This window comes from Proteus sp. MB838, from assembly GCF_054767435.1.
In genome coordinates, this window is the sequence record NZ_BAABMO010000019.1 from 46,326 (window position 1) to 68,626 (window position 22,301).

Annotated in this window: 18 protein-coding genes; 9 read left to right on the forward strand and 9 right to left on the reverse strand. The window is 38.0% G+C overall.

Features of this window, described 5'->3' with window-relative positions; translation table 11 throughout:
• Positions 1 to 13: 13 nt before the first annotated feature.
• From allS to ACYUCW_RS10120, 6 genes are all read right to left on the reverse strand, one after another.
• The gene (allS, locus tag ACYUCW_RS10095; RefSeq protein ID WP_004244295.1) at positions 14 to 928 is read right to left on the reverse strand and encodes an HTH-type transcriptional activator AllS; all 915 of its coding nucleotides are present in this window, start codon (positions 926 to 928) and stop codon (positions 14 to 16) included.
• A gap of 358 nt (positions 929 to 1,286) precedes the next feature.
• Positions 1,287 to 2,108 (reverse strand): CPBP family intramembrane glutamic endopeptidase, encoded by an 822-nt coding sequence (locus tag ACYUCW_RS10100; RefSeq protein WP_049198921.1) that lies wholly within the window; start codon positions 2,106 to 2,108, stop codon positions 1,287 to 1,289.
• Between the two features lie 272 nt (positions 2,109 to 2,380).
• On the reverse strand, positions 2,381 to 3,316 hold the full coding sequence (locus ACYUCW_RS10105) for a phosphatidate cytidylyltransferase (protein WP_004244293.1): 936 nt from the start codon (positions 3,314 to 3,316) through the stop codon (positions 2,381 to 2,383).
• Entirely contained in the window at positions 3,309 to 3,989 is a 681-nt protein-coding gene (locus ACYUCW_RS10110) for a lysophospholipid acyltransferase family protein (RefSeq protein WP_004250285.1), read from the reverse strand. Before ACYUCW_RS10110 ends, ACYUCW_RS10105 begins: the two co-directional genes overlap by 8 nt.
• On the reverse strand, positions 3,986 to 4,654 hold the full coding sequence (locus ACYUCW_RS10115) for a CDP-alcohol phosphatidyltransferase family protein (protein WP_460408523.1): 669 nt from the start codon (positions 4,652 to 4,654) through the stop codon (positions 3,986 to 3,988). The genes ACYUCW_RS10110 and ACYUCW_RS10115 overlap by 4 nt, the downstream gene beginning before the upstream one ends.
• Positions 4,655 to 5,604: 950 nt before the next feature.
• Complete coding sequence (locus tag ACYUCW_RS10120; protein WP_004244289.1) at positions 5,605 to 6,240, reverse strand: response regulator transcription factor; 636 nt, start codon at positions 6,238 to 6,240, stop codon at positions 5,605 to 5,607.
• Positions 6,241 to 6,714: 474 nt separating this feature from the next.
• On the opposite strand from ACYUCW_RS10120, the gene ACYUCW_RS10125 reads away from it, so the two are divergent.
• Positions 6,715 to 7,710, forward strand: a complete 996-nt coding sequence (locus tag ACYUCW_RS10125; RefSeq protein ID WP_004244288.1) for a LacI family DNA-binding transcriptional regulator — start codon at positions 6,715 to 6,717, stop codon at positions 7,708 to 7,710.
• A gap of 43 nt (positions 7,711 to 7,753) precedes the next feature.
• Here ACYUCW_RS10125 and ACYUCW_RS10130 read toward each other — a convergent pair whose 3' ends face one another.
• Entirely contained in the window at positions 7,754 to 9,220 is a 1,467-nt protein-coding gene (locus ACYUCW_RS10130) for a glycoside hydrolase family 32 protein (protein WP_460408525.1), read from the reverse strand.
• 229 nt (positions 9,221 to 9,449) lie between these two features.
• Here ACYUCW_RS10130 and ACYUCW_RS10135 point away from each other — a divergent pair, with 229 nt between their 5' ends.
• From ACYUCW_RS10135 to ACYUCW_RS10170, 8 genes are all read left to right on the forward strand, one after another.
• Positions 9,450 to 10,397, forward strand: a complete 948-nt coding sequence (locus ACYUCW_RS10135) for an aminoimidazole riboside kinase (RefSeq protein WP_460408526.1) — start codon at positions 9,450 to 9,452, stop codon at positions 10,395 to 10,397.
• Between the two features lie 240 nt (positions 10,398 to 10,637).
• On the forward strand, positions 10,638 to 11,549 hold the full coding sequence (rarD, locus tag ACYUCW_RS10140) for an EamA family transporter RarD (protein WP_004248658.1): 912 nt from the start codon (positions 10,638 to 10,640) through the stop codon (positions 11,547 to 11,549).
• Positions 11,550 to 11,660: 111 nt separating this feature from the next.
• Positions 11,661 to 12,860: a formate-dependent phosphoribosylglycinamide formyltransferase gene (purT, locus tag ACYUCW_RS10145; protein ID WP_036895519.1), complete on the forward strand. Its 1,200-nt coding sequence runs from the start codon at positions 11,661 to 11,663 to the stop codon at positions 12,858 to 12,860.
• Between the two features lie 203 nt (positions 12,861 to 13,063).
• Positions 13,064 to 14,947 carry a molecular chaperone HtpG gene (gene htpG, locus ACYUCW_RS10150; RefSeq protein WP_004244279.1) on the forward strand — a complete coding sequence of 628 codons (1,884 nt, stop codon included), beginning with the start codon at positions 13,064 to 13,066 and terminating at the stop codon, positions 14,945 to 14,947.
• 182 nt (positions 14,948 to 15,129) lie between these two features.
• Positions 15,130 to 15,774: an adenylate kinase gene (gene adk, locus ACYUCW_RS10155; protein WP_004244278.1), complete on the forward strand. Its 645-nt coding sequence runs from the start codon at positions 15,130 to 15,132 to the stop codon at positions 15,772 to 15,774.
• Positions 15,775 to 15,933: 159 nt separating this feature from the next.
• Positions 15,934 to 16,902, forward strand: coding sequence for a ferrochelatase (gene hemH, locus ACYUCW_RS10160; protein ID WP_036970440.1), 969 nt, complete (start codon positions 15,934 to 15,936; stop codon positions 16,900 to 16,902).
• A 163-nt stretch (positions 16,903 to 17,065) separates the two neighbouring features.
• Positions 17,066 to 18,184, forward strand: coding sequence for an LPS O-antigen length regulator Wzz(fepE) (gene wzz(fepE), locus ACYUCW_RS10165; RefSeq protein WP_004248652.1), 1,119 nt, complete (start codon positions 17,066 to 17,068; stop codon positions 18,182 to 18,184).
• A gap of 102 nt (positions 18,185 to 18,286) precedes the next feature.
• Entirely contained in the window at positions 18,287 to 19,597 is a 1,311-nt protein-coding gene (locus ACYUCW_RS10170) for an inosine/guanosine kinase (protein ID WP_049210145.1), read from the forward strand.
• Positions 19,598 to 19,707: 110 nt separating this feature from the next.
• Here the strand turns inward: ACYUCW_RS10170 and ybaL are convergent, their stop codons facing one another.
• Together ybaL and ACYUCW_RS10180 are read right to left on the reverse strand one after the other, a co-directional pair.
• On the reverse strand, positions 19,708 to 21,468 hold the full coding sequence (gene ybaL, locus ACYUCW_RS10175; RefSeq protein ID WP_004244273.1) for a YbaL family putative K(+) efflux transporter: 1,761 nt from the start codon (positions 21,466 to 21,468) through the stop codon (positions 19,708 to 19,710).
• A 733-nt stretch (positions 21,469 to 22,201) separates the two neighbouring features.
• The coding region (locus ACYUCW_RS10180) for a transposase (protein ID WP_185159308.1) at positions 22,202 to 22,301 on the reverse strand (100 nt) is incomplete at its 5' end.

A 22,301-nucleotide genomic window follows, 5' to 3' on the forward strand; every position in this document is an offset into this window, starting at 1 on the left:
CGGTTTGCCTTTTTTAGTTAAGGGGATCGTAAAAAGATTGCACACTGGGATGCCCTTGTCGGAATAAATCAACCAGATAGCTGACAACGGCACCTTTTTTATCTTCGCACCAAGCTAGTGATAGGGGAGAATTATGGCGACGATTTTTCACTTCCTTTGCAATAAGTTGTCCACTATCAATCAGTGGCTTACATAGACTTAATGGTAAAAAACCGATCCCGACACCTTTTAAATGACATGCTAGTTTAGTATGTAAATCAGGCACTTTAATTTCATGTTGTCCAGATAGACGCCAAGCGGTGCGTTTGGAAAGGTGGCGTGAAGTATCTTCAACATTGACGGCAGAGTATATCCGCATTTGATCATCACTTAATACCCCACTAACATTGGCTAATGGATGATTTGGTGCCACGACAAATTGCCATTGAATTTCCCCCATAGCACAAATATTAATATTATTTTTCAGTGATTCATTACCTGTGACACCAATGGCAAAATGGTAATCTTCATTAATTAACGCGTCCCATACTCCCATATAAACTTGTCGAGTAATATGAAATTGGGTAGAAGGAAAACGCTGGTGCAGGCAGGCTAACATACTGGCCACGGCGGTACGATCATAGAGTAAGTTATTAATAACAATATTAACTTGGTGCTCAACTCCCGCATTCATCTGCTGTAGCTCGATAGGCATTGATTCAAGCCAAACAATCCACTGGCGACATTTCTCTAATAAATATTCTCCTGCCGGCGTTAATGTGACGGTTCTTGTCGTACGATTAAACAACTGTGTACCAATATTCTCTTCTAGGGTTTTGATCCGATAGCTGATGGCCGCAGATGTTTTGTGTAACATCTCCGCCGCTTTAGTAAAGCTTTGGCAATCTGCTACTTGAATAAAAGTACGGATCATCTCTTGATCTAACATATTCTTTTTCCTGATGGTGAAAGAGGTAAAAGTCACATAATGTGCATGGTAAAAATAATCTATTTTTGTGTGATGGATACCTATCACAATGCAATAGTGGGTATTTTTTATGCTGTCAATCGCTGTTATTTTGGCTTATTTGTTATTATATGTTGTATAAAATTTTTGTTATTTATAGATAAGCGATAAAGGGCATACTAACAAAAAATTTCAGCTAATGATGGGAAAATTAAGATGATCGATAAGTTAATAGTGTGACTGCTTTCACGTTTCACCCATCCTCTTTACTCGTATTAGTATTAAACGAGTAAAGAGACGGAAAGACTAAAACTTAAAATACAGCAGAATAATATAGCACTTACGCGATTTTAAAAGGGTAAGTGAAAAAGAGCAGGTGAGTGAGATTCAGTGCAAAATGAAAGAGTGTAGCAACCCAAAGCCTACCGCTCCACATCCACGCTAAGCCATAAATAATACCTGCCAATGAGGCGAAGATAATGAGTAATATTCCTCCGGCAAAATGGACTAACCCAAATAAAATAGCGGTAATAAATAGCGCAAGATAGGGAGATAAATAGCGAGATAGACTTTGCTGTATGGCTCCTCTAAATAGTGCTTCTTCAGCAAGAGAGACAAAGAAAATATTTGCTAACATAAAGGCGGGTAGCCATTGTGGCAAATGTAATTCAATAGTGAGTCCACCCAATGCCATTGCGAATAATAACAGTGCGGGGATCGCCATAGCCAGTAAAACCCATTGATATTTATTGGCTTTTTTTACTGGTTCCGTTTTAAATAATGTAGGAATAAAAATCATTAAAATAAAAGGGATTAATGCTTTATCGGCATTGAAATAAAAAGAGAAAGGGGGGCTATATTGCCCTAATGGAACATGTTTAATGTAGCGTAAGTTATTAAAACCAGGAATAAAATGAAAAGTTAACCCAACAATAATGGCGATAAATGCAAGAATAACAATAGTGGCAATAAGACGATTGGTTTTGTAATGGCGATATGCATAAGAGAGTAAAATTAAGCTCAATATAACCGGAAGTACATACCAAGTGATAACACCTGTTATAAATGCGCTAATGGTGGTTATAGCTAAAGTAGTAAGTGCAAGTTTGCGATGGAACCCTAATAACAATAAAGATAAAGCAAGAAGTAACCAAGTGATCATAATTATCTACAAAAAAATAAAAAGGAAACGCTAGATTAAAAGATAGTAATAATGTGATCTATGACAATAAGTTAAAAAAAGAAGTGGTCGGATTTCGAGTATGGGATTATTCTTATTTAATATGTTGATTTATAAAAATAAAGCTTAAATATAGGTATTTTTAATTGAGTTAAAACAAGCGATTAATTACATTGACGATAATAACTCGATGATTTATTTATAGAAATGCTGGTAATAATTTTGCAGATTACCAGCATTTATTCAAAAGGGAATTACACGTAGAAATAGCGAATAACGTGGAAGAAAATAGGGGCGGCAAAGCACAGGGAATCCATTCTATCCATCATACCGCCGTGGCCTTCAATCATAGTACCGAAATCTTTTACGCCACTGTCTCTTTTTATGGCTGACATACATAAACCGCCAGCAAAGCCTGCGAGTGTGATGACTAAAGAGAGTAAAAAAGCAGCCCACCATGTGAAAGGTGTTGCCCACCATAACATCATCCCTATAAGGCTTGCTGAAATAATGCCGCCAAAGAAACCTTCGATGGTTTTATTAGGACTTAATTTCGGTACGATAGGATGTTTGCCAAATAGTTTACCAAACACATATTGTAAAACATCAGAAGTCTGTACCACGATCATCAAAAACAGTAATAAGTTAATATTACGTCCTTCAAAGCCTTCTATCGGTAACATTAATAATGCTGGAGCGTAGCTAAGGCAATAGATAGCTATCATGACACTCCATTGCACTTTTGCCATGCGCTCGAGAAAGTGATGAGTATCTCCGGAAAGCGCCATACGTGTTGGAATTAATAAGAAGGCATAAACCGGAATAAAGATGGCTAGCAAATTATACCATTGCACACCGACGAGAATATATTGGATAGGCAGCACGACAAAGAAACACCAAAAAAGTGCTTCGTGATCACCTCGATGAGTCGGGGTTAATGTAACCAATTCACGTAATGCAAGCCATGAAATTAAGGCGAAGAGGATAACTGAGCCTATTGTTCCAATACTAATAGCGACGGCAGAAATGATACACATGATCCACCAAGCTTTAATTCGAGAATTAAGATTGGTAATGGTTGAGGTAGGACCTTTGAGTGCCGCAAGGATCGCACCAATAATACTGGCAATAATTAAAAAGGAGAATAGCCCGATAAAGATCCAGAGAATTTCATTGTTGATACTATCCATGATGTAACTCCTCTAACGCACTTTTGGCTCTTAATAGAAATTCAGTCTTATCTTCATTTTCATGTGTCGGTTCAATAGGCGGGCCAAATGTGGCACTACAAATGATAGGAACAACAAGCCGAGAGCCTTTAGGAAGTACGCGGTTTAAGTTTTCAAGATAGATAGGGACTAATTGAGCCTGTGGATTGTTACGGGACAAATGCCAAAGACCGGCTTTAAAATCCTGAATAGACTCACCGTTACCTCTAGTCCCTTCAGGAAAAATAATTAGCGATTCACCTTTATCTAAAACAGCCTGCATCAGTGTAAGAGCATTTACTTTCTGAGGTGCAGTTGTTGTTTCACCATTTCCTTCAGTAACATTTGTTTTATTCGCGTGGCGTGGGATCAAAACTGCACGAAAGATACGACGAGAAAGATAACGACGTAAACGGTTTTTATTCCAATAATCTTCTGCAGCAACAGGGTGCACAAATGGGCGAATATGGGGGGCAAGTGAAGACCAAATAACTAAACCATCTAGATGACTTGAGTGATTTGCATAATAAATACAAGGTTTATCTTTCTCAATCGGAGATATTTGTTTGGCTCTGATCCCGGTTAAAAAACGGCAGATAGAGACTAAGACTGATGATATGATTTTTGCATCGAAAGAGAGTTTGCCATTTTTCATTCATCAACTCCTTGTGTTAAATCGCGTAAAATTTGGCGAGTTCTCAAAATGGTAGTAAGTACAGAGCCGAAGATAATGATCCACAGGGAGACTAAACAGAGCCATGCTCCCCATTCAGCGGGAATAAATGCAGAGATAATGGCAATACCGGTTAATAATGCCATTCTATGTTGCTTGGCCATTGGCCCCGTAAAACGCTGCTCTAACCCACAACTACCACCTAATACACGGATATAAGCTGTCATTACCGCAAAGAAAGTAGCTACCCAGCCTAAGGTAATAGCGATAGGAAAAGTGATGGATAAACCATAACCTACACCAATAATAATCAATGTATCAGCTATTCGGTCTGGTAGTTCGTTATAAACGGCACCAGCAGGACTTTTTAATCCGCCTTCAACTGCGACCATACCATCGAGTAGGTTACAGATAAGTCTACCCTGGATAGCTAATGCACCTAAAATAAGAAGGATTGATTGAAGTAGGCCTTGGGAGTGAGCGAGAGCAAAGTAGAGAAACAAACCGGAGATAGCAGCGAATAGGATACTAAATAAAGAGATCCCATTGGGGGTAGCGCCTTTGCTTTGCAGCCAGCGACTACAGCGAGTTGCCCAGTTGGTTTGTCTTGCTTTTATAGGACGACGATTTTTTTCTTCATTATTCATTTTTTTTACAAAAAAATATTAGTGAGTACACAAGGTATTAGCATAATACGTTTAAGTAAAAAGAAAATGAAGATCAAATTATAAGATTATCTAATAAATTTTATAAGTGAATAAAAAAGTAGGCTCATTGATTAAGCTAGGATAAATATTCAATCGACAAAAAATACTTATTCTTTAGGTGTTAATACTTATTTTTGTTTAGTTGTTTTTACGTAATCATTTTTTCCTAAAATGATATTCCTATTATGATGTGGGTGAGTAGAAAAAATTTGTTATATATTAAAATAGCTCAACAATAAAGAGAATTAATTTCTAAATAATAGACTAAAAAGAACCAGAGTTATGACATCCATCAGCTATTTTATGAGGTTGTTTATGATTTTTTTGTTATTTTAATTATTTTTTCTATAAGGTAAATATAGATTAATTTAAAGTCACTAGACAATTACTGTACTTTATCTAGACATAAAAAAGAGACAGCGATTCCTTTTTTGTTCTTTTTTAATCAGTAATATTTTTAGTTAAAAAATAAGACAGTAAATCAGAAATTGATTGTCAATAGTAGTTATGTCTGTAAGAGGTGAAAAATGATTTATGTCAAATTAAATAGTATTTATTTTATCGTTTCGCCATTATTAACAATGAATAGGGAGGGCGTTATTAATAATGGCGATTATAAAAATAAAATATACTAATTGTTCAGGTTAGAGGTTGGAGTATTTGTATGACTTATGAAAGGGAGGCGTCAAAATAGGATAGCCTTCCCTTCTGTTGCAGAATGGAGCTTAGTATATTTATTATTTCCATATTCAATACTTATTCATCAAAAATAGAATATTTTTACAATACAGTTTACTCTCATTAATAAATAATAATGAAACGAAAGTCGATTAAGCTGTTATACAAGCGCTGGATATCATCTAATGATAAAGAAGATATACGGGCTAAATTTAATTGGCTCTTAAGTCATATTTTTTAAAGAAATCATATTCTTGTACTAGTTGTGGTAGTGATCTTATTTTTAGTTTTGTATACATATTCGAACGATGAACTTCCACTGTTCTTGGTGATAAAGAGAGCTTTTCGGCTGCTTCTTTACTGGTGTTACCGTCAAGGATCATCTCCATTACCTCTTTTTCTCTATTTGATAGTTTACTAAACTTATCTTTTAAAGAAATATAGGTTCTGAATTGCTCAACCTCACTTTCATAGTGTAAAAAAGATTCTGACACAATATTAAGAAGCTCATTGACGTTTAAAGGGCGAGTTAAATATTCGAAAGCCCCCGCTTTAAATGCGTTACGGCAACTTTCTATCGATGCATCTCCCGAAATAATTATAACAGGAATGATATTCTTTAATTTGTTTAACTCTTTTACCAACGCAATTGATGGCGATGCACTACTTTTAGTGTTAATTATGATGCACTCTTTATGAGCCCCTTTAGTTGATGAAAAATAGTACTTTAAAAATGCCTGTTCATTTGAATAGGTTTTCACATTTGCCGCTAAAGAAGAAAGCACTGCTTTAAGTTGAACTTTTGTGCTGTCATCTTCGAAAGTGATCAGATGGATTATCGATTCCATATGTTGCTCCCAATTTTATTCCTCTCTTAATCAAGAGTAAATGAGTAACGAAATTTGACTAATTTATAAATTTTCTATGTAGAGTAGTATTCACGTAACGGAGCCATAATAAGGATATATTAAATAAAAAAGTATTAATACTTTTTCATTATATTATAGATAAAATATCAGAACTTTGTTTTGTTTCAATATTTCTATTTTATCGTTAAAGATATTTTTCTTCTATAAACGAAGTTCATATAACTGTTATTAATTGTAACTAAGTTTTTTATCGTAAGTGTTTTTAACTATATTAAACATCTAGTGTGAGTATAATTAATATTGATAATTGTTTTTTGATTAGTTTATTAACTAAAATAATTTGTCATACTTATATTTGTATGGTCTTGAGAATGTGGATTTCTCTCTTTACTTATTGTAAAATAGAGCATTATTTATAATTACCTTACTTAACAACCCAATCGAGCCAATATTATGGCGTCACTGAAAGATGTTGCTCGACTTGCATCTGTTTCTTTGATGACAGTCTCAAGAGCGATTAATAACCCTGAGTTATTAAAACCAGATACGTTGAAACAAGTCCAACGTGCAATCGAAGAACTGAATTATGTGCCCGATTTTTCAGCGCGAAAAATTCGAGGTCAAGGGACTAAGGTCTCATCGATCGGTGTGCTTGGTATTGATACCGCAACGACTCCTTTTTCCGTGGAAATGATTTTATCCATCGAGCGTACCGCTCGTCAGTTTGGCTGGAGTTCATTTGTTGTAAACCTCACTGAACAAGAGGGGTATGATCAAGCCATTTGGCAACTGTTAGCTCAACGTCCAGATGGTATCATCTATACCACAATGGGATTGCGAGAAATCACGGTACATGAAAAGCTACGTGATAAAAATGTGGTACTTGCCAACTGCCTAGCTAAAGATCAAACTTTTCCAACCTATATTCCTGATGATTATCACGGACAATATTTTGCGATAAAACACGTGATTGAAAAAGGTTATCGGCATCCGTTATGTTTTTATCTACCCGAAGATACCGTTGCAGGCCCTATTCGCCGTAAAGCGGTCGAAGATGCTTGGCAAGATGCCGGCTTACCTTTGTCATCATTGCGTCAATACACAATGTTATTTGGCGATGAACATTACCGTGATGTGATTGGATTGTTACAACAACACTGTCGTCAGCAAAAAGCAGATTTTGATATTTTAATCTGTGGTAATGATCGTATCGCATTTTTGGCTTATCAAGTTTTACTGTCGATGGGATTACGTATTCCTGAGCAAGTGGCTGTATTAGGCTATGACAATATGATAGGAACGGGGGAGTTATTCTATCCGCCACTCACCACAGTACAGTTGCCACATTATGACTTAGGTAAAGAAGCAACATTACATATTATTCAAGAGCGTAATCATAATAAAACAGTACAAGTCCCCTGTCAGTTAATTGAACGAGAGTCTCTGTAACGAGACTCTCTTTCCGTTAGAGAGTATAGAAACATTACAACGCTCAACTTATCGTTGATAGTGTCCAATATTCACCGGCGATTAATGTGGCACTGCCATCTGTGGCAAATAGCGATAAATCGCGATCATTTTCATCTGCATAATAACGGCTACTAAAGGTCAGCTCTCCGTGATTGATAAAAACCTCTATTGATGAGCGATCAATAAATATACGTAAGTTAATTTCGCTTCCTACTGGCAACGGTGTGCTACGTGATCCACTGATATTATATTGTGGATAATGGCGACGGATCACAAAGCGATTTGATTGATTATCGACAAATACCTCTAAACCTTTTCCTAGCCATAATCCAAATTTTTCCGCTTGGCTATCTAATGACCAGGTTAAATTTAACTCAATAGCCGGTGTCTTATCGAGTAATTTAAGCGCTTGGTTATTGAGTGTGGTCATCTCTATCGTATTTCTTGTTTGTCTGAGACTTTCAACTTCTTTTATCGGGGTCATACGTAAACGGTTTGCCCTTTTATCAAAGTTAATTTCACGAGGAAGCGTGAAACAACCAGCCCAAAACTCCTGTTGCGAAGGCATAGGGGAGTTCCACATATCCATCCATCCCATAGAAACACGGCGACCATCAGCAGTAACAAAAGATTGTGGAGCATAATAGTCATGACCATTATCAAGCTCAGTAAAATGACCATGTATGATAAAAGGTTGTTTTGGTGACCACTGACCGATCAGTGCACCGGTTTGAAACAGATTACGGTATTGATAACCTTCAGCGCGTTTTCCTTGTGGTGAAAAAATAAGAGCAAATTCGTTATCATCACTGATAGGAAAAAAGTCAGGGCATTCCCACATGTAGACGTTTTTATCATCGGTTTTGCCTAATACCTTGTACTCCGAACGCCATTGTTTCCCTTCTTCAAATAGGGTGTCATTGGAGAAAAGTAACACTTGGCCTTGGTCTTTTTCATCGCGGGCACCGACTACCATCCACCATTTCCCTTCTTGAAACCAAACCTTTGGATCACGAAAGTGCATATATCCTTGTGGTGGCGGTAAGATAATGCCTTTCTTTTCAAAATGGATCCCATCTTCACTGACTGCCACACATTGTGCTTGGTAAATTTGGCTGTCATCGCCTTCTTCTGCTAACCAGTTATGGCCGGTATAAAAGAGGTATAATTTACCTTCATGACTTACCGCTGATCCGGAAAAACAACCACTTTTATCATACTCATTGCCCGGAGCAAGGGCGATTGGCTGATGTTGCCAGTGGATCATATCTTTGCTGGTAGCATGTCCCCAATGCATCGGCCCCCAAAGTTCAGAAAAAGGATGATGTTGATAAAATGCATGATATAAGCCGTTATGATAAACAAGGCCATTAGGATCATTAAGCCATCCCGCAGGAGCGGCTAAATGGAATTGAGGATAAAATTGCTCTCCACGTTTTTTTTGTAAGGCATTTAGGGCAGTTGTCGATTGTTCTAAACGTTGCTTCATCTCATTATCCTGATTTTATCAGTTATTCTGTAAGCTATATGTCACCCTTATTAGCGATAACATTTAGGGTTAAAAAGCGTGTTGTTTGAATTTATCTTTATTATTGTACACCATTATGTTAACGTTATCAGGATGTTTTTTCGAGCAATATCTTTATTTTTTTAGTTATTAATACTGATAAAAATACAATATAGTGAATAAAAATAGTGGCTTATCTTCAGGAGAGATTATGAAAGTCTGGTCTTTAGGTGATGCGGTTGTTGACCTAATTCCACTGCAAAATATGCAATATGAAGCATGTGCTGGTGGAGCACCAGTGAATGTCGCTGCAGGTGTTGCAAAATTAGGACAGCAAAGTGGCTTTATTGGTCGGGTCGGTGAAGATGCATTTGGTCACTTTATGCAAAAAACGTTATTTGATCTCGGTGTAGATACCAGCACAATGGAATTTGATGAGTTACATCGTACCAGTACAGTCTTAGTTTCGTTGCAAGAAAATGGCGAACGAGATTTTACTTTTTTAGTTGCGGACTCTGCTGATCAATTTCTTACCAATAAATCACTGCCTGTATTTGAAAAAGACATTTTACATTTTTGTTCACTTGCTTTAGTTAACCCAATTTGTCGCTCGACGCTAGATAGTGCTATTAGTAAAGTAAAAAATAGCGACTCTTTACTGAGTTTCGATATTAATTTACGCCCCCAAATGTGGCGTGATCATGAAGAAATGCGTGCGATCATCGATGAATATGCTCATAAAGCAGATATTTTGAAATTATCTGAAGATGAACTGACTTGGATGACTCAGGAAATTACCTTAGAAAATGCATTAAAAAAATTAGCTGATTATCCTGCTCGTTTAAAAGTGATCACCCAAGGCTCTAAAGGATGTTTAGTGTTGACGCCTACAACACAAGTTGCCTTGAGTGCCTTTACCGTCAATTGTGTTGATACCACAGGGGCAGGTGATGCCTTTATGTCAGGATTATTAGCCGCAGTTGCAGAATATGGTTTTGCTGATGATGAACAATATTTATTAAAAATTATTACGCAAGCCGCGGCCTGTGGCGCATTAGCAACCACTAAAAAGGGCACTATTGCTGCAGCACCGAGCCGAAAAGTATTGCGTGAATTTGTCAGTAAACAACCGCCGTTACATGTACGAGATATTTTTTAATGGATTATTTGTTTATTTGCTTGTAAGTCCTATTTTCCCCTTTGCTCTGGTCTTTTTGTGATCTCTATAAATAAGGTTTATACAACTTTATTTATAGAGATTTTTTTTATGTTTTACTCAGTGGTTTATTTTGATAATCGCTTACTTTGACGCTGATAAGTAGCGGATATGATCATATTGTTTGATTCGTTTTCGGCGTATGATAGTAAGGTCTCTTTAACGCTATTGGTGGAAAGTCATATGTGGGCTCAGTCAGGTGTGTTATTAGCCATTTGCTCCTATATTTTATGGGGAATAACCCCTCTTTTTTATCGGCTATTACCCGGTGCTCAACCATTAGAGTTACTTGCACAACGTCTTATTTGGTCTATTCCCCTGTTATTACTGGTTCGATTATTTATTAAAAATAGAACTCGCTGGCGTGCTGTTCTCCAAGATAGACGCTCTATTTTTATGTGTTTATTTAGTTCATTAGCAATGGCAGTCTCTTGGTGCACCTTTACTTATGCACTTACGCATCAACAAGTCTTAGCCGCCAGTCTGGGGTATTTTATTAATCCACTTTTTTCTATTGTATTGGGCGTTATCTTTCTTAAAGAGAAATTAAATCCTGCTGAAAAATGGGCGGTAATATTAATTTGTGCAGGAGTGGGATATCAATTATGGATGTATGGTCAATTACCCATACTGGCACTCGTGATGGGAGGAGCATTTGCGATTTATGGACTCATTCGTAAATTTATTCGTTTTGATGTCATAACTTCATTATTTATTGAAACTTTGTGGCTAATTCCGGTCGCTATAGGGGCGATGATTTGGCTGATTATGCGAGATGAAAGTGCGTTTTCTTCTGCAGACAATTTAACTCGTTTCTATTATATTTTAACCGCCCCAGTGACTATTCTCCCTTTACTGTTTTTTACCGCAGCAATCAAAAGAACCACCTTAACCGTTATTGGTTTAGCACAGTATATTGAACCGACAATGCAGTTTTTACTGGCCGTATTCCTATTCCATGAAGCATTTGATGCTGTGAAAGGAGTAAGTTTTTCATTGATTTGGTTAGGGCTATTGTGTTGTATTTTTGCGCTGATTAGAAAGCGCCTTAATGCCTTAAAAATTCATAAAGGTCAGCATAGCCAAAAAATATAAAGTATTTAAATTTTACTATGGCTATTTTTCTCTTTGTTAAATTCCGTTATGCTACCACTAAATGCAAACGTTTGCGTAATGCGTATTATCTGACTGAGATAAGGATCGAAAATGACCATTTTGGGAACGGCTCTGACCACTAATGCCACAAAAGTGATGTTATTAGGTGCAGGCGAATTAGGTAAAGAGGTGATCATTGAATGCCAACGTCTTGGCATTGAGACTATTGCGGTTGATCGCTATGCCAATGCGCCGGCAATGCATGTTGCTCATCGCCATTATGTCGTCAATATGCTTGATAGCCAGGCATTAAAACAGATTATAACTCAAGAGAAACCCGATTTTTTGGTGCCTGAAATTGAAGCTATTGCTACTTCATTATTAGTCGAATTAGAAAATAATGGTCAAAAAGTTGTACCTTGTGCCCGTGCAGTAAAACTCACTATGGATAGGGAAGGAATACGCCGTCTCGCTGCAGAAACATTACACTTACTGACTTCTCCTTATCAATTTGTTGATGATGAAGCGGCTTTTAGAAAAGCGGCAGTTGAGATTGGTTTTCCTTGCATTGTAAAACCGGTGATGAGCTCATCTGGAAAAGGACAAAGTGTTATTCGTTCAGAGCAAGATCTCACTAGTGCATGGACTTATTCTCAAGAAGGGGGAAGAGCAGGGCAAGGGCGCGTGATTGTTGAAAAGATGATCCCGTTTGATTTTGAGATAACATTACTCACGATTCGTGCTATTGATGGTATTCATTTTTGCGAGCCTATTGGTCATCGGCAAGAAAAAGGCGATTATCGTGCGTCATGGCAACCACAAAAAATGAGTGATATTGCCCTTGCCAAAGCACAACATATCGCTAGTAAAGTAGTGGAGAATTTGGGCGGTTATGGGTTATTTGGTGTGGAACTATTTATCCAAGGTGATGAGGTGTTTTTTAATGAAGTATCACCGCGTCCTCATGATACAGGGCTTGTTACCTTAATTTCACAAGATTTATCAGAATTTGCGCTCCATGTGCGTGCTTTTTTAGGCTATCCCATCGGTGGTATTCGCCAATTAGGTGCTTGTGCTTCCGCGGTGATTTTACCTGAGTTGTCTAGTACTAATATTGTCTATACGGGGTTAGAAAAAGCGCTTAAGGCAAATCGACAAATTCGTTTATTTGCTAAACCTGAAATCGCAGGACATCGTCGTTTAGGCGTGGTGCTTGCTCATGCCGATTCCATAAAACATGCTATTGAAGAGGCGAATTTAGGTGCACAAGCGATTTTAGCCCATGATGGTGATAACCATTTATCGCGGTGATCTACATACCGCCAATGGCTTTATATCATGCTTGCCTTGGCGGTTATTCCTAGCTGTTATGTAATTGATTTTTCCTCTTTATATGGCATTTCAGTATTTTTATTAATGTTATTAAGCTCTGCTCCCTTGAAACTTGCTTAACTATCCCCACCTTTTAAGTCATATCGATTTTTTTCGCCAAATTAGGATAAATTGAGGTAAAAATGAGTATGAAAGATCAGGAAACGAGAGGATTTCAGTCTGAAGTTAAGCAACTTCTACAATTAATGATCCATTCTCTTTACTCTAATAAAGAAATTTTCCTTCGCGAATTGATTTCTAATGCATCGGATGCGGCGGATAAGTTACGTTTTCGTGCATTATCCGATGCAGCTCTTTATGAAAATGAGGGTGAACTTCATGTCCGCATTGCCACTGATAAAGAAAAAAGAACACTGACTATCAGTGATAACGGCATAGGTATGACCCGCGATGAAGTGATTGATAATTTAGGGACTATTGCGAAATCAGGGACTAAAGCATTTTTAGAGTCTATTGGACAAGACCAAGCGAAAGATAGCCAATTAATTGGTCAGTTTGGTGTCGGTTTTTATTCCGCATTTATTGTGGCAGACAAAGTGACGGTACGTACCCGTGCCGCGGGGCAACCTGCTGATAAAGGTGTTTTCTGGGAGTCACAAGGTGAAGGTGATTATACGGTTGCTGATATTGAAAAAGCGGATCGTGGTACCGAAATTACCCTGCATCTACGTGAAGGTGAAGACGAATATTTAGATGATTGGCGTCTGCGTAGTATTATCAGCAAATACTCTGATCATATTTCCCTACCTGTCGAAATAGAAACTAAAAATGAAGAAGACGGCACTGTTACATGGGAAAAAATAAATAAAGCCCAAGCGTTATGGACGCGTAATAAGTCAGAAATCAGTGATGATGAATATAAAGAATTTTATAAGCATCTTTCTCATGATTTTGCTGATCCGCTGTGCTGGGCACATAACCGGGTTGAAGGTAAACAAGAGTACACCAGCCTGCTGTATGTTCCTTCTAAAGCACCTTGGGATTTATGGAACCGTGAACATCAACATGGTTTAAAACTGTATGTACAGCGCGTCTTTATTATGGACGAAGCTGAACAGTTTATGCCTAACTATTTGCGTTTTATCCGCGGATTAGTCGATTCTAACGATTTACCGTTGAACGTTTCTCGTGAGATCTTACAAGATAGCTCTGTGACACGTAATTTACGTAGCGCATTAACTAAACGTGCATTACAAATGTTACAGAAACTGGCTGACAATAATCCTGAAGAGTATCAAACTTTCTGGAAAGAGTTCGGTTTAGTGTTAAAAGAAGGTCCTGCAGAAGATCACGCTAATATTGAAGCCATTGCTAAATTACTGCGCTTTGCTTCTACTCATAATGACAGCGATGCACAAACTGTTTCATTGGCAGATTACGTGAGTCGTATGGTTGAAGGTCAGGATAAAATCTATTACATCACTGCAGATAGCTATGCTGCGGCCAAAAATAGCCCTCATCTAGAATTATTCCGTAAAAAAGGTATTGAAGTTCTACTGCTATCCGATCGCATTGATGAGTGGATGATGAACTATCTCACTGAATTCGATGGTAAATCATTCCAATCTGTGAGCAAAGCAGATGAATCTTTAGATAAACTGGCTGATGAAGAGAAACAAGCGCAGCAGGAGGAGACAGATAAACAACTGGCACCTTTTGTTGAGCGTGTAAAAACCTTACTAGGTGATAAAGTTAAAGAGGTGAAATTAACTCATCGTTTAACGGACACGCCTGCTATTGTTACTACTGGTGCGGATGAAATGAGTACGCAAATGGCAAAACTTTTTGCGGCTGCAGGTCAACAAGTCCCCGAAGTTAAATACAACTTTGAGTTAAACCCTAACCATCCATTAGTCAAACAAACGGCTGAGTTGACCGATGAAACACAGTTCGCGGACTGGATCAATTTATTACTTGATCAAGCGTTATTTGCTGAAAGAGGAACTTTAGAAGATCCAAACCAGTTTATTCGTTTAGTGAATCAACTATTGGCTAAAAACGCGTAACCATATTCGTTTTCAATCATTTAAACCACGTTCTTTGCGCAAGAGAGCGTGGTTTTTTTCTTTTGCGATAAAAATAAAGTGCAATCGATAACGTGATTTCTTGAGCGATGACCTCACAAAATGGTATGGTAATGCGTTTTCGAGTTTAACTATAAAAAATTAAATGCAAGGGGATTTACGCGATGCGTATCATTCTACTAGGCGCTCCAGGCGCTGGTAAAGGCACTCAGGCTCAATTCATTAAAGAAAACTATGGTATCCCACAGATTTCAACCGGTGATATGTTACGTGCTGCGGTTAGCGCAGGTACGGAATTAGGACTGAAAGCAAAAGCATTGATGGATAACGGTCAATTAGTGACTGATGAATTAGTAATAGCATTAGTGAAAGAGCGTATCAAACAAGACGATTGCCGTAATGGTTTCTTGTTGGATGGGTTCCCAAGAACAATTCCACAAGCTGATGCAATGAAAGAAGCGGGTATCAATGTTGATTTCGTACTGGAATTTGCTGTACCTGATGAAATTATTGTTGAACGTATTGTTGGTCGTCGAGTGCACGCGCCATCAGGTCGTGTTTATCACATTAAATTTAATCCACCTAAAGTTGAAAACCGTGACGATGTGACAGGTGAAGAGTTAACAACTCGTAAAGATGACCAAGAAGAAACAGTGCGTAAACGTTTAATCGAATATCATTCTCAAACAGCACCTTTAGTTTCTTATTACCAAAATGAAGCTAAAGCGGGTAACGCGCAGTACCACAAAATTGATGGTACACAGAAAGTAAGCGAAATTAATGCTGAACTGAAAAACATCCTCGGTTAATCTATAACACCGAAGAGCAATCCCGGTTAGACCGGGATTTTTTTTACAAAATATTTATAAAAAGAATACAATCCGATTAATTGACAAACAGAGTTCACTATTTTCCTTTACTCTTTTACTTTTGGTTATGTTAATAAAACAGCTCTAAGGAGTCTTGGTATGAATGATGCTAAATACGGCGTTCTTTTGGTCAATCTTGGCACCCCTGATGCACCTCAACCAGATGCAGTGAAGCGCTATTTAGCTCAGTTTCTTAGCGATCCTCGCGTTGTTGATGTTTCCCCGTGGATTTGGAAACCCATTCTTCATGGGGTTATTTTGCCATTTCGCTCACCTAAAGTGGCCAAATTATACCAACAAATTTGGTTGCCAGACGGCTCTCCTCTTTTAGTCTATAGCCGTGCACAGCAAAAAGCGTTAGCACAACGTTTTGCGCATATACCTGTTGAACTAGGTATGTGTTACGGCAATCCTTCCCTCAACGAAGGACTGACGCGATTATTGGCACAGGGTGTTGAAAAGCTAATTGTATTACCTCTTTATCCACAATACTCTTGTTCGACATCGGGGGCGGTATTTGATGGTATTAGCCAACTGTTTAAAACGATGCGAACTATTCCTTCACTGCATTTTGTTCGTAGTTATGCTCAACATCCACTTTATATTAAAGCGCTGGTAAATAGCATTGACGAGAGTTTCAAGCAACATGGTAAGCCGGATCGTTTAGTACTTTCATTTCATGGCATTCCTGAACGATTTGTTAAAACTGGGGATATCTATTTTGATGAATGTTGCCTTACAGTAGAAAAATTAAAACAGCAACTTGATTATCCAGCAGAAAAAGTGATGATGACTTTCCAGTCACGTTTTGGTCGTGAGCCTTGGTTATCACCTTATACTGATAAAACGATGGAAAAACTGGGTAGTGAAGGGGTTGAACATGTACAGGTTATTTGTCCCGGATTTTCATCAGACTGTTTAGAAACATTAGAAGAAATTAATGAACAGAACCGTGAGTTCTTTATACATGGTGGTGGAAAACAGTATGAATACATTCCTGCTTTGAATGATAAAGTTGAGCATATTGACTTACTTGAAGCTATAATCCGCGACATATGTGAAAAATAATAGATAAGCTCACTAAATACGATTATCGGATTAGGTGATATATTCATTTGATCATATTTCAGTTATATATAAACTTATCTTTTCTCATTTTTTAACCATTTTAGTCTTGTGCACTAAAATGGCTGATAAACGGACGCTGCATTACACAAATTTAGGCAGGAAAATGAATAGTAAGCTTTCAAAACCACAATCTTCAGAAGTTGATAAAGGGCATTTCGACGATTTTTATCTAAAACAGAACGATGAAATCGATCTGTTTGAGTTATTCTCTGTTCTTTATAAATCAAAATTTGTCATTATTGGGATCACACTTTTATTTGCTATCGTAGGTTTTACTGTTGCGAGCTTTCTGCCCCAGAAATGGACAAGCCAAGCTGCTATTACAAAACCAATGTTAGATGAGATGAAGCAGTTAAGAGCTACCTTAAATGATTTAAGCTTGGTTGATGTTGATACTGGCGTAAATGCTTCTTCTGTTTACCAAAAATTTATCAATAACTACAATTCCCGTGTATTACGTGAAGAATATTTAGTCAATACGGATTACTATAAAAACTTATTGGCTAAGATGGACGATCCTACGCCATTGGATAAACGTAAATTAATCGAAACTATTGTTACTAAAGATATTAATTTAAAAGCATCAGACAGTAAAAATAGTGATGAAGAATTTAGTGGCGAAATTAACTTAAGCTTTACTGCGCCAACTTCTGAAGAAGCTTACGATTTGCTGTCAGGTTATATTCGCTTTATTTCTACTAAAGTACGGGTAGAAGTGAAAGACGAAATTGATGATCAAATTGAGCGTAAATTAAACCATGCGCAAAAAGCGTATCAAATGGATTTAGAGCGTATTGCTAATGCGCGTAATGTTAATGTTCAGCGCTTAAAATATGCACTAGAAATTGCCAATGCTGCTGGGGTTAAAAAGCCTATTTCTAGTGAAGGTGCACAAATTAAAGATGATCCTGATTACTCCATTGCCATGGGGGCTGATGCACTTAGTAGCAAATTAGCGATAACAGAAGCGATTACTGATCCTACAACGGTCAGTTCTGAATTAAAAAATCGCTTATATAATATTCAGCAGTTAGAACAAATAAAATTGGGTGATCTGCAATTTGTTCCTTTCAAATATATGCTAAAACCTTATGAACCAACTAAGAAAGATGCGCCTAAACGTGCATTAATCTTAGTCGGTGCCGCATTTGTTGGTTTTATCCTTTCTGTAATGGGTGTTTTACTGGGCTATATGGCAAGAAATCGCCGTAAAACAGCGTAAATATCCACAAATAAAAGTAGGTGTACAGACGTACACCTACTGTCTCTCCACTAATATTGTGTTAACATTGCGCATCTTTTTTAGCTTGTAGCATCGTTCACAATGAAATTCCCTGGCAAAAGAAAATCCAAACACTATTTTCCCGTTAGTTTACGAGATCCATTATTAAAACCTATCATCAATATGACTGAGAGCGAATCTTTTCGAGCTTATATTGTTGGCATCGACCAAACATTAGTTGATATTGAAGCTAAGGTAGATGAAGCGTTTATCAATCGCTATAACTTGAGTCAGGGACACTCTCTGGTTATTGAAGATGATGTAGCGGAAGCCCTTTATCGCGAATTAACGGTTAATAATCTTATTACCCATGAATTTGCGGGTGGCACTATTGGTAACACACTACATAACTACTCCGTATTAGCGGATGATCGTTCTGTTTTATTGGGGACTATGTGTAACAATATTCAGATTGGTAGTTATGCTTATCGCTACTTATGTAATACCTCAAGCCGTACTGATTTAAACTATTTACAAGGTGTTGATGGTGCAATAGGGCGTTGCTTTACCCTCATTACTGAAAATGGTGAACGTACTTTTGCTATCAGTCCTGGTCAAATGAATCAACTTCAGCCCGAAAGTATTCCTGAGGATGTGATTGCAGATGCATCGGCATTAGTTTTAACTGCTTATCTCGTCCGTTGCAAACCGGGAGAGCCAATGCCGTTGGCAACTATGAAAGCGATAGAATATGCCAAAAAGCATGATGTACCGGTTGTCTTAACATTAGGTACTAAATACGTGATTGCCGACGATCCTCAGTGGTGGAGAGATTTCTTAAAAGAGCATGTCTCGGTAGTGGCAATGAATGAAGATGAAGCCCTAGAGCTTACAGGTCATGCTGATCCATTGTTAGCATCAGATGCGGCTTTAGAGTGGGTTGATTTAGTCTTATGTACCGCAGGCCCTGCAGGATTGTATATGGCAGGCTTTACAGAGAGTGATTTTAAACGCCAAACCACTCATCCGTTACTTCCTGGTGCAATTGCTGAATTTAATCGTTACGAGTTTAGCCGTGCTATGCGTTTTAAAGATTGCCAAACGCCGGAAAAAGTCTATTCGCATATAGAGCCTTATATGGGAGGGCCGGAAAAAATCATGAATACCAATGGTGCTGGCGATGCGGCATTATCTGCACTATTACATGATATTACGGCAAATAGTTATCATCGCATTAATGTACCTAATTCGAGTAAACACCCACGTAGTTATTTGACTTACTCTTCATTGGCGCAAGTGTGTAAATATGCTAACCGTGTAAGCTATCAAGTATTAAGCCAACACTCACCACGTTTGACTCGCGGTTTGCCTGAGAAAGAAGATAGCTTAGAAGAAGCTTACTGGGAACGTTAAGTTAAGTCGTCGCGCTCTTCTTTTGTGAAAGAAAGAAAATAAAAAGCAACACGCGATAAAGGTGTTGCTTTTTTAGTTTGTTAATCCTTTATTTTAAAAATAAATCTCTATTATTGCGCTGCATTGGGCGCAATAATTTGTTGACCCTCTTCAGGTGTGTCATCAATGGCGCAACCGAACTCGACTTCTTGTATTAGCATCTCAGCCATTGCTGAAGCGGTCTGATCTTCATCGATTATCACATGATTTGCCCCTTTCTCAAGAATAAAGGAAGCTTCTTCATCATAGTTAGCACGAACAATAATATCGTCAAAATGAGCACGAACGATAATATTAAGATCAGGGTTCATTTTTCTTGCTGTTTCTGCGATATCTGCTGCTTCATAACCGTTAGGAATGGTTAGTAGTAGCGATTTAGCACAATCAACACGCGCTAATGCCAGCGATTCTTTGGTCATAGCATTACCGAGTACGGCGTTTAAGCCTTTTTCTTTTAACTCAGCAAATTTATTACGGCTATTTTCAATAATGACCAATGGGATAGCTTGTGGTTGTAGCTTTTCAGCTAGCATACTACCTGCACGACCATAACCGACGATAATGGCATGCCCACAAATATCGACAGGCACAGGCATCTCTTCTTCCATCTCTTCTTGTTGAAGTTGCTCTTGCTCTTCTTTGGTTTCTGTTTTTGCTAGATAACGGTCTAACAAAGAGAAGAGAACAGGATTAAGCATAATAGAGACTAAGGCGCCGGCAAGAACCAAGTTACGTGCATCTGGCTCTAAAACATTTAGTGCAACCCCCATTCCAGCTAAAATAAAGGCAAATTCACCAATTTGCGCAAGACTGGCTGAAATGGTTAATGCGGTTCTGCGTGAATGCCCAAACATACGAACGAGCACTAGGGCTGCTAAGGATTTACCTATAATAATGATCGCAAGTGTGGCTAAAATGCCTAGAGGATGCTCAATTAATACCATAGGATCAAATAGCATGCCGACAGAGACAAAGAACAGAACGGCGAAGGCATCACGTAGAGGTAAAGTATCTTGTGCTGCTCGGTGGCTGAGGTCAGACTCATTAAGTACCATACCGGCAAAGAAAGCGCCTAATGCGAAAGAAGCATCAAATAGCGTCACTGCTGCGTAAGCGATACCTAAAGCTAGTGCTAACACACATAGGGTAAAAAGCTCACGAGAGCCAGTGGCAGCCGTTTTAGCTAAGATCCACGGAATAAGCTTACGACCGACAATCATCATAATTAAAATAAAGGCAACTACTTTACCAATAGTGATACCTAAGTTAATTAATAACTGTGAAATACTTGTTTGGTCACTACTTTCAAGCATATTGGCAATAGCTGGTAGTAATACTAAGGCTAATACCATAGCGAGATCTTCGACAATTAACCAACCAATAGCGATTTGACCGCGTTGGCTATCAATTAAACCTCTTTCTTCGAGTGCGCGTAGCAATACCACAGTACTTGCCGTTGAAAGGCATAATCCAAAGACAATGCCACTAAATAGACCCCAGCCAAAGAAAGTGGATAACCCTAACCCTAATAAGGTAGCAACGGTAATTTGTGCTATGGCACCGGGGATCGCGATAGCTTTTACAGCCATTAGATCTTTTAAAGAAAAATGTAAACCTACGCCAAACATCAGTAAGATAACACCGATTTCAGCAAGCTCAGGCGCCAAAGAGGTATCAGCAACAAAGCCGGGGGTAAATGGGCCAGCGAGCACACCCGCAGCAAGATATCCTACTAAAGGTGAGATTTTTAGCCGTTGAGCAATCATGCCTAAGATGTAAGCAAGTGCTAATCCACCAACAATGGTGGTAATGAGGGGGGTTGAATGCGGCATCAATTCTCCTTCTTGTTATTAAACTACATGTATCGGGGGGCGAGTGGTACAGCAGAGTATTAGTTTAACGTATCTAAGCGCTAAATTCGCTAAAATTTATTGAATTTTTATAAAAATAGCAATTTGATTTAGTTTTATAATGTAACTGAGTGTTTCTGTGTTATTTTGGTAGATCTTCTTTGTATAAGCTTGATGTAGACTATTTAGATTGGTTGTAGGTTGTAAAAATAAATACAACTTATTTAGCTTTATTGGTCAGGATCTGGTGAAGAAAAAGTATGGAAATAATCAATAAAGATAGATAAGTGTCATTAGCCTCAACATGTTCAATGTTTTTTAAATTAGAGAGCAATCGCTAAGACGAGTATCCCTCATATTGACCCATGTAAAACTCAGATAAAATAAAAAATGCTAACTATGGTTATTTCAGTAGTGAATAACTATTGAGCACTATGCTACACAGTAGAAAATGCTGTGATTAACATAATATCAATAAGCAGACTTTGTTTTTGCGATAGGGGAACGGGCAACATTGTCCCCGAGATGTTCATAACTGAAATTTATTTTTTAAGTTAAATTATAGTCGCTCTTACCTATAATGGAGTAAAAATAGCCAAAAATTCATGATCACAACTTAATGTATGCTTTTTTGTTAGTAAGTTATTGCTATTGTTATCCAAAGCACCGTAAAACCCCGTCCTTCAGGTCGGGGATATAAGGCGCGGTTTTTTAACTAACTAGGTGTTTCCTGTTGCTCAATGTACTGGCGGATAATGGATATTGGTGCGCCACCACAACTCCCCGCGAAATAACTCGGCGACCAAAGAACCCCC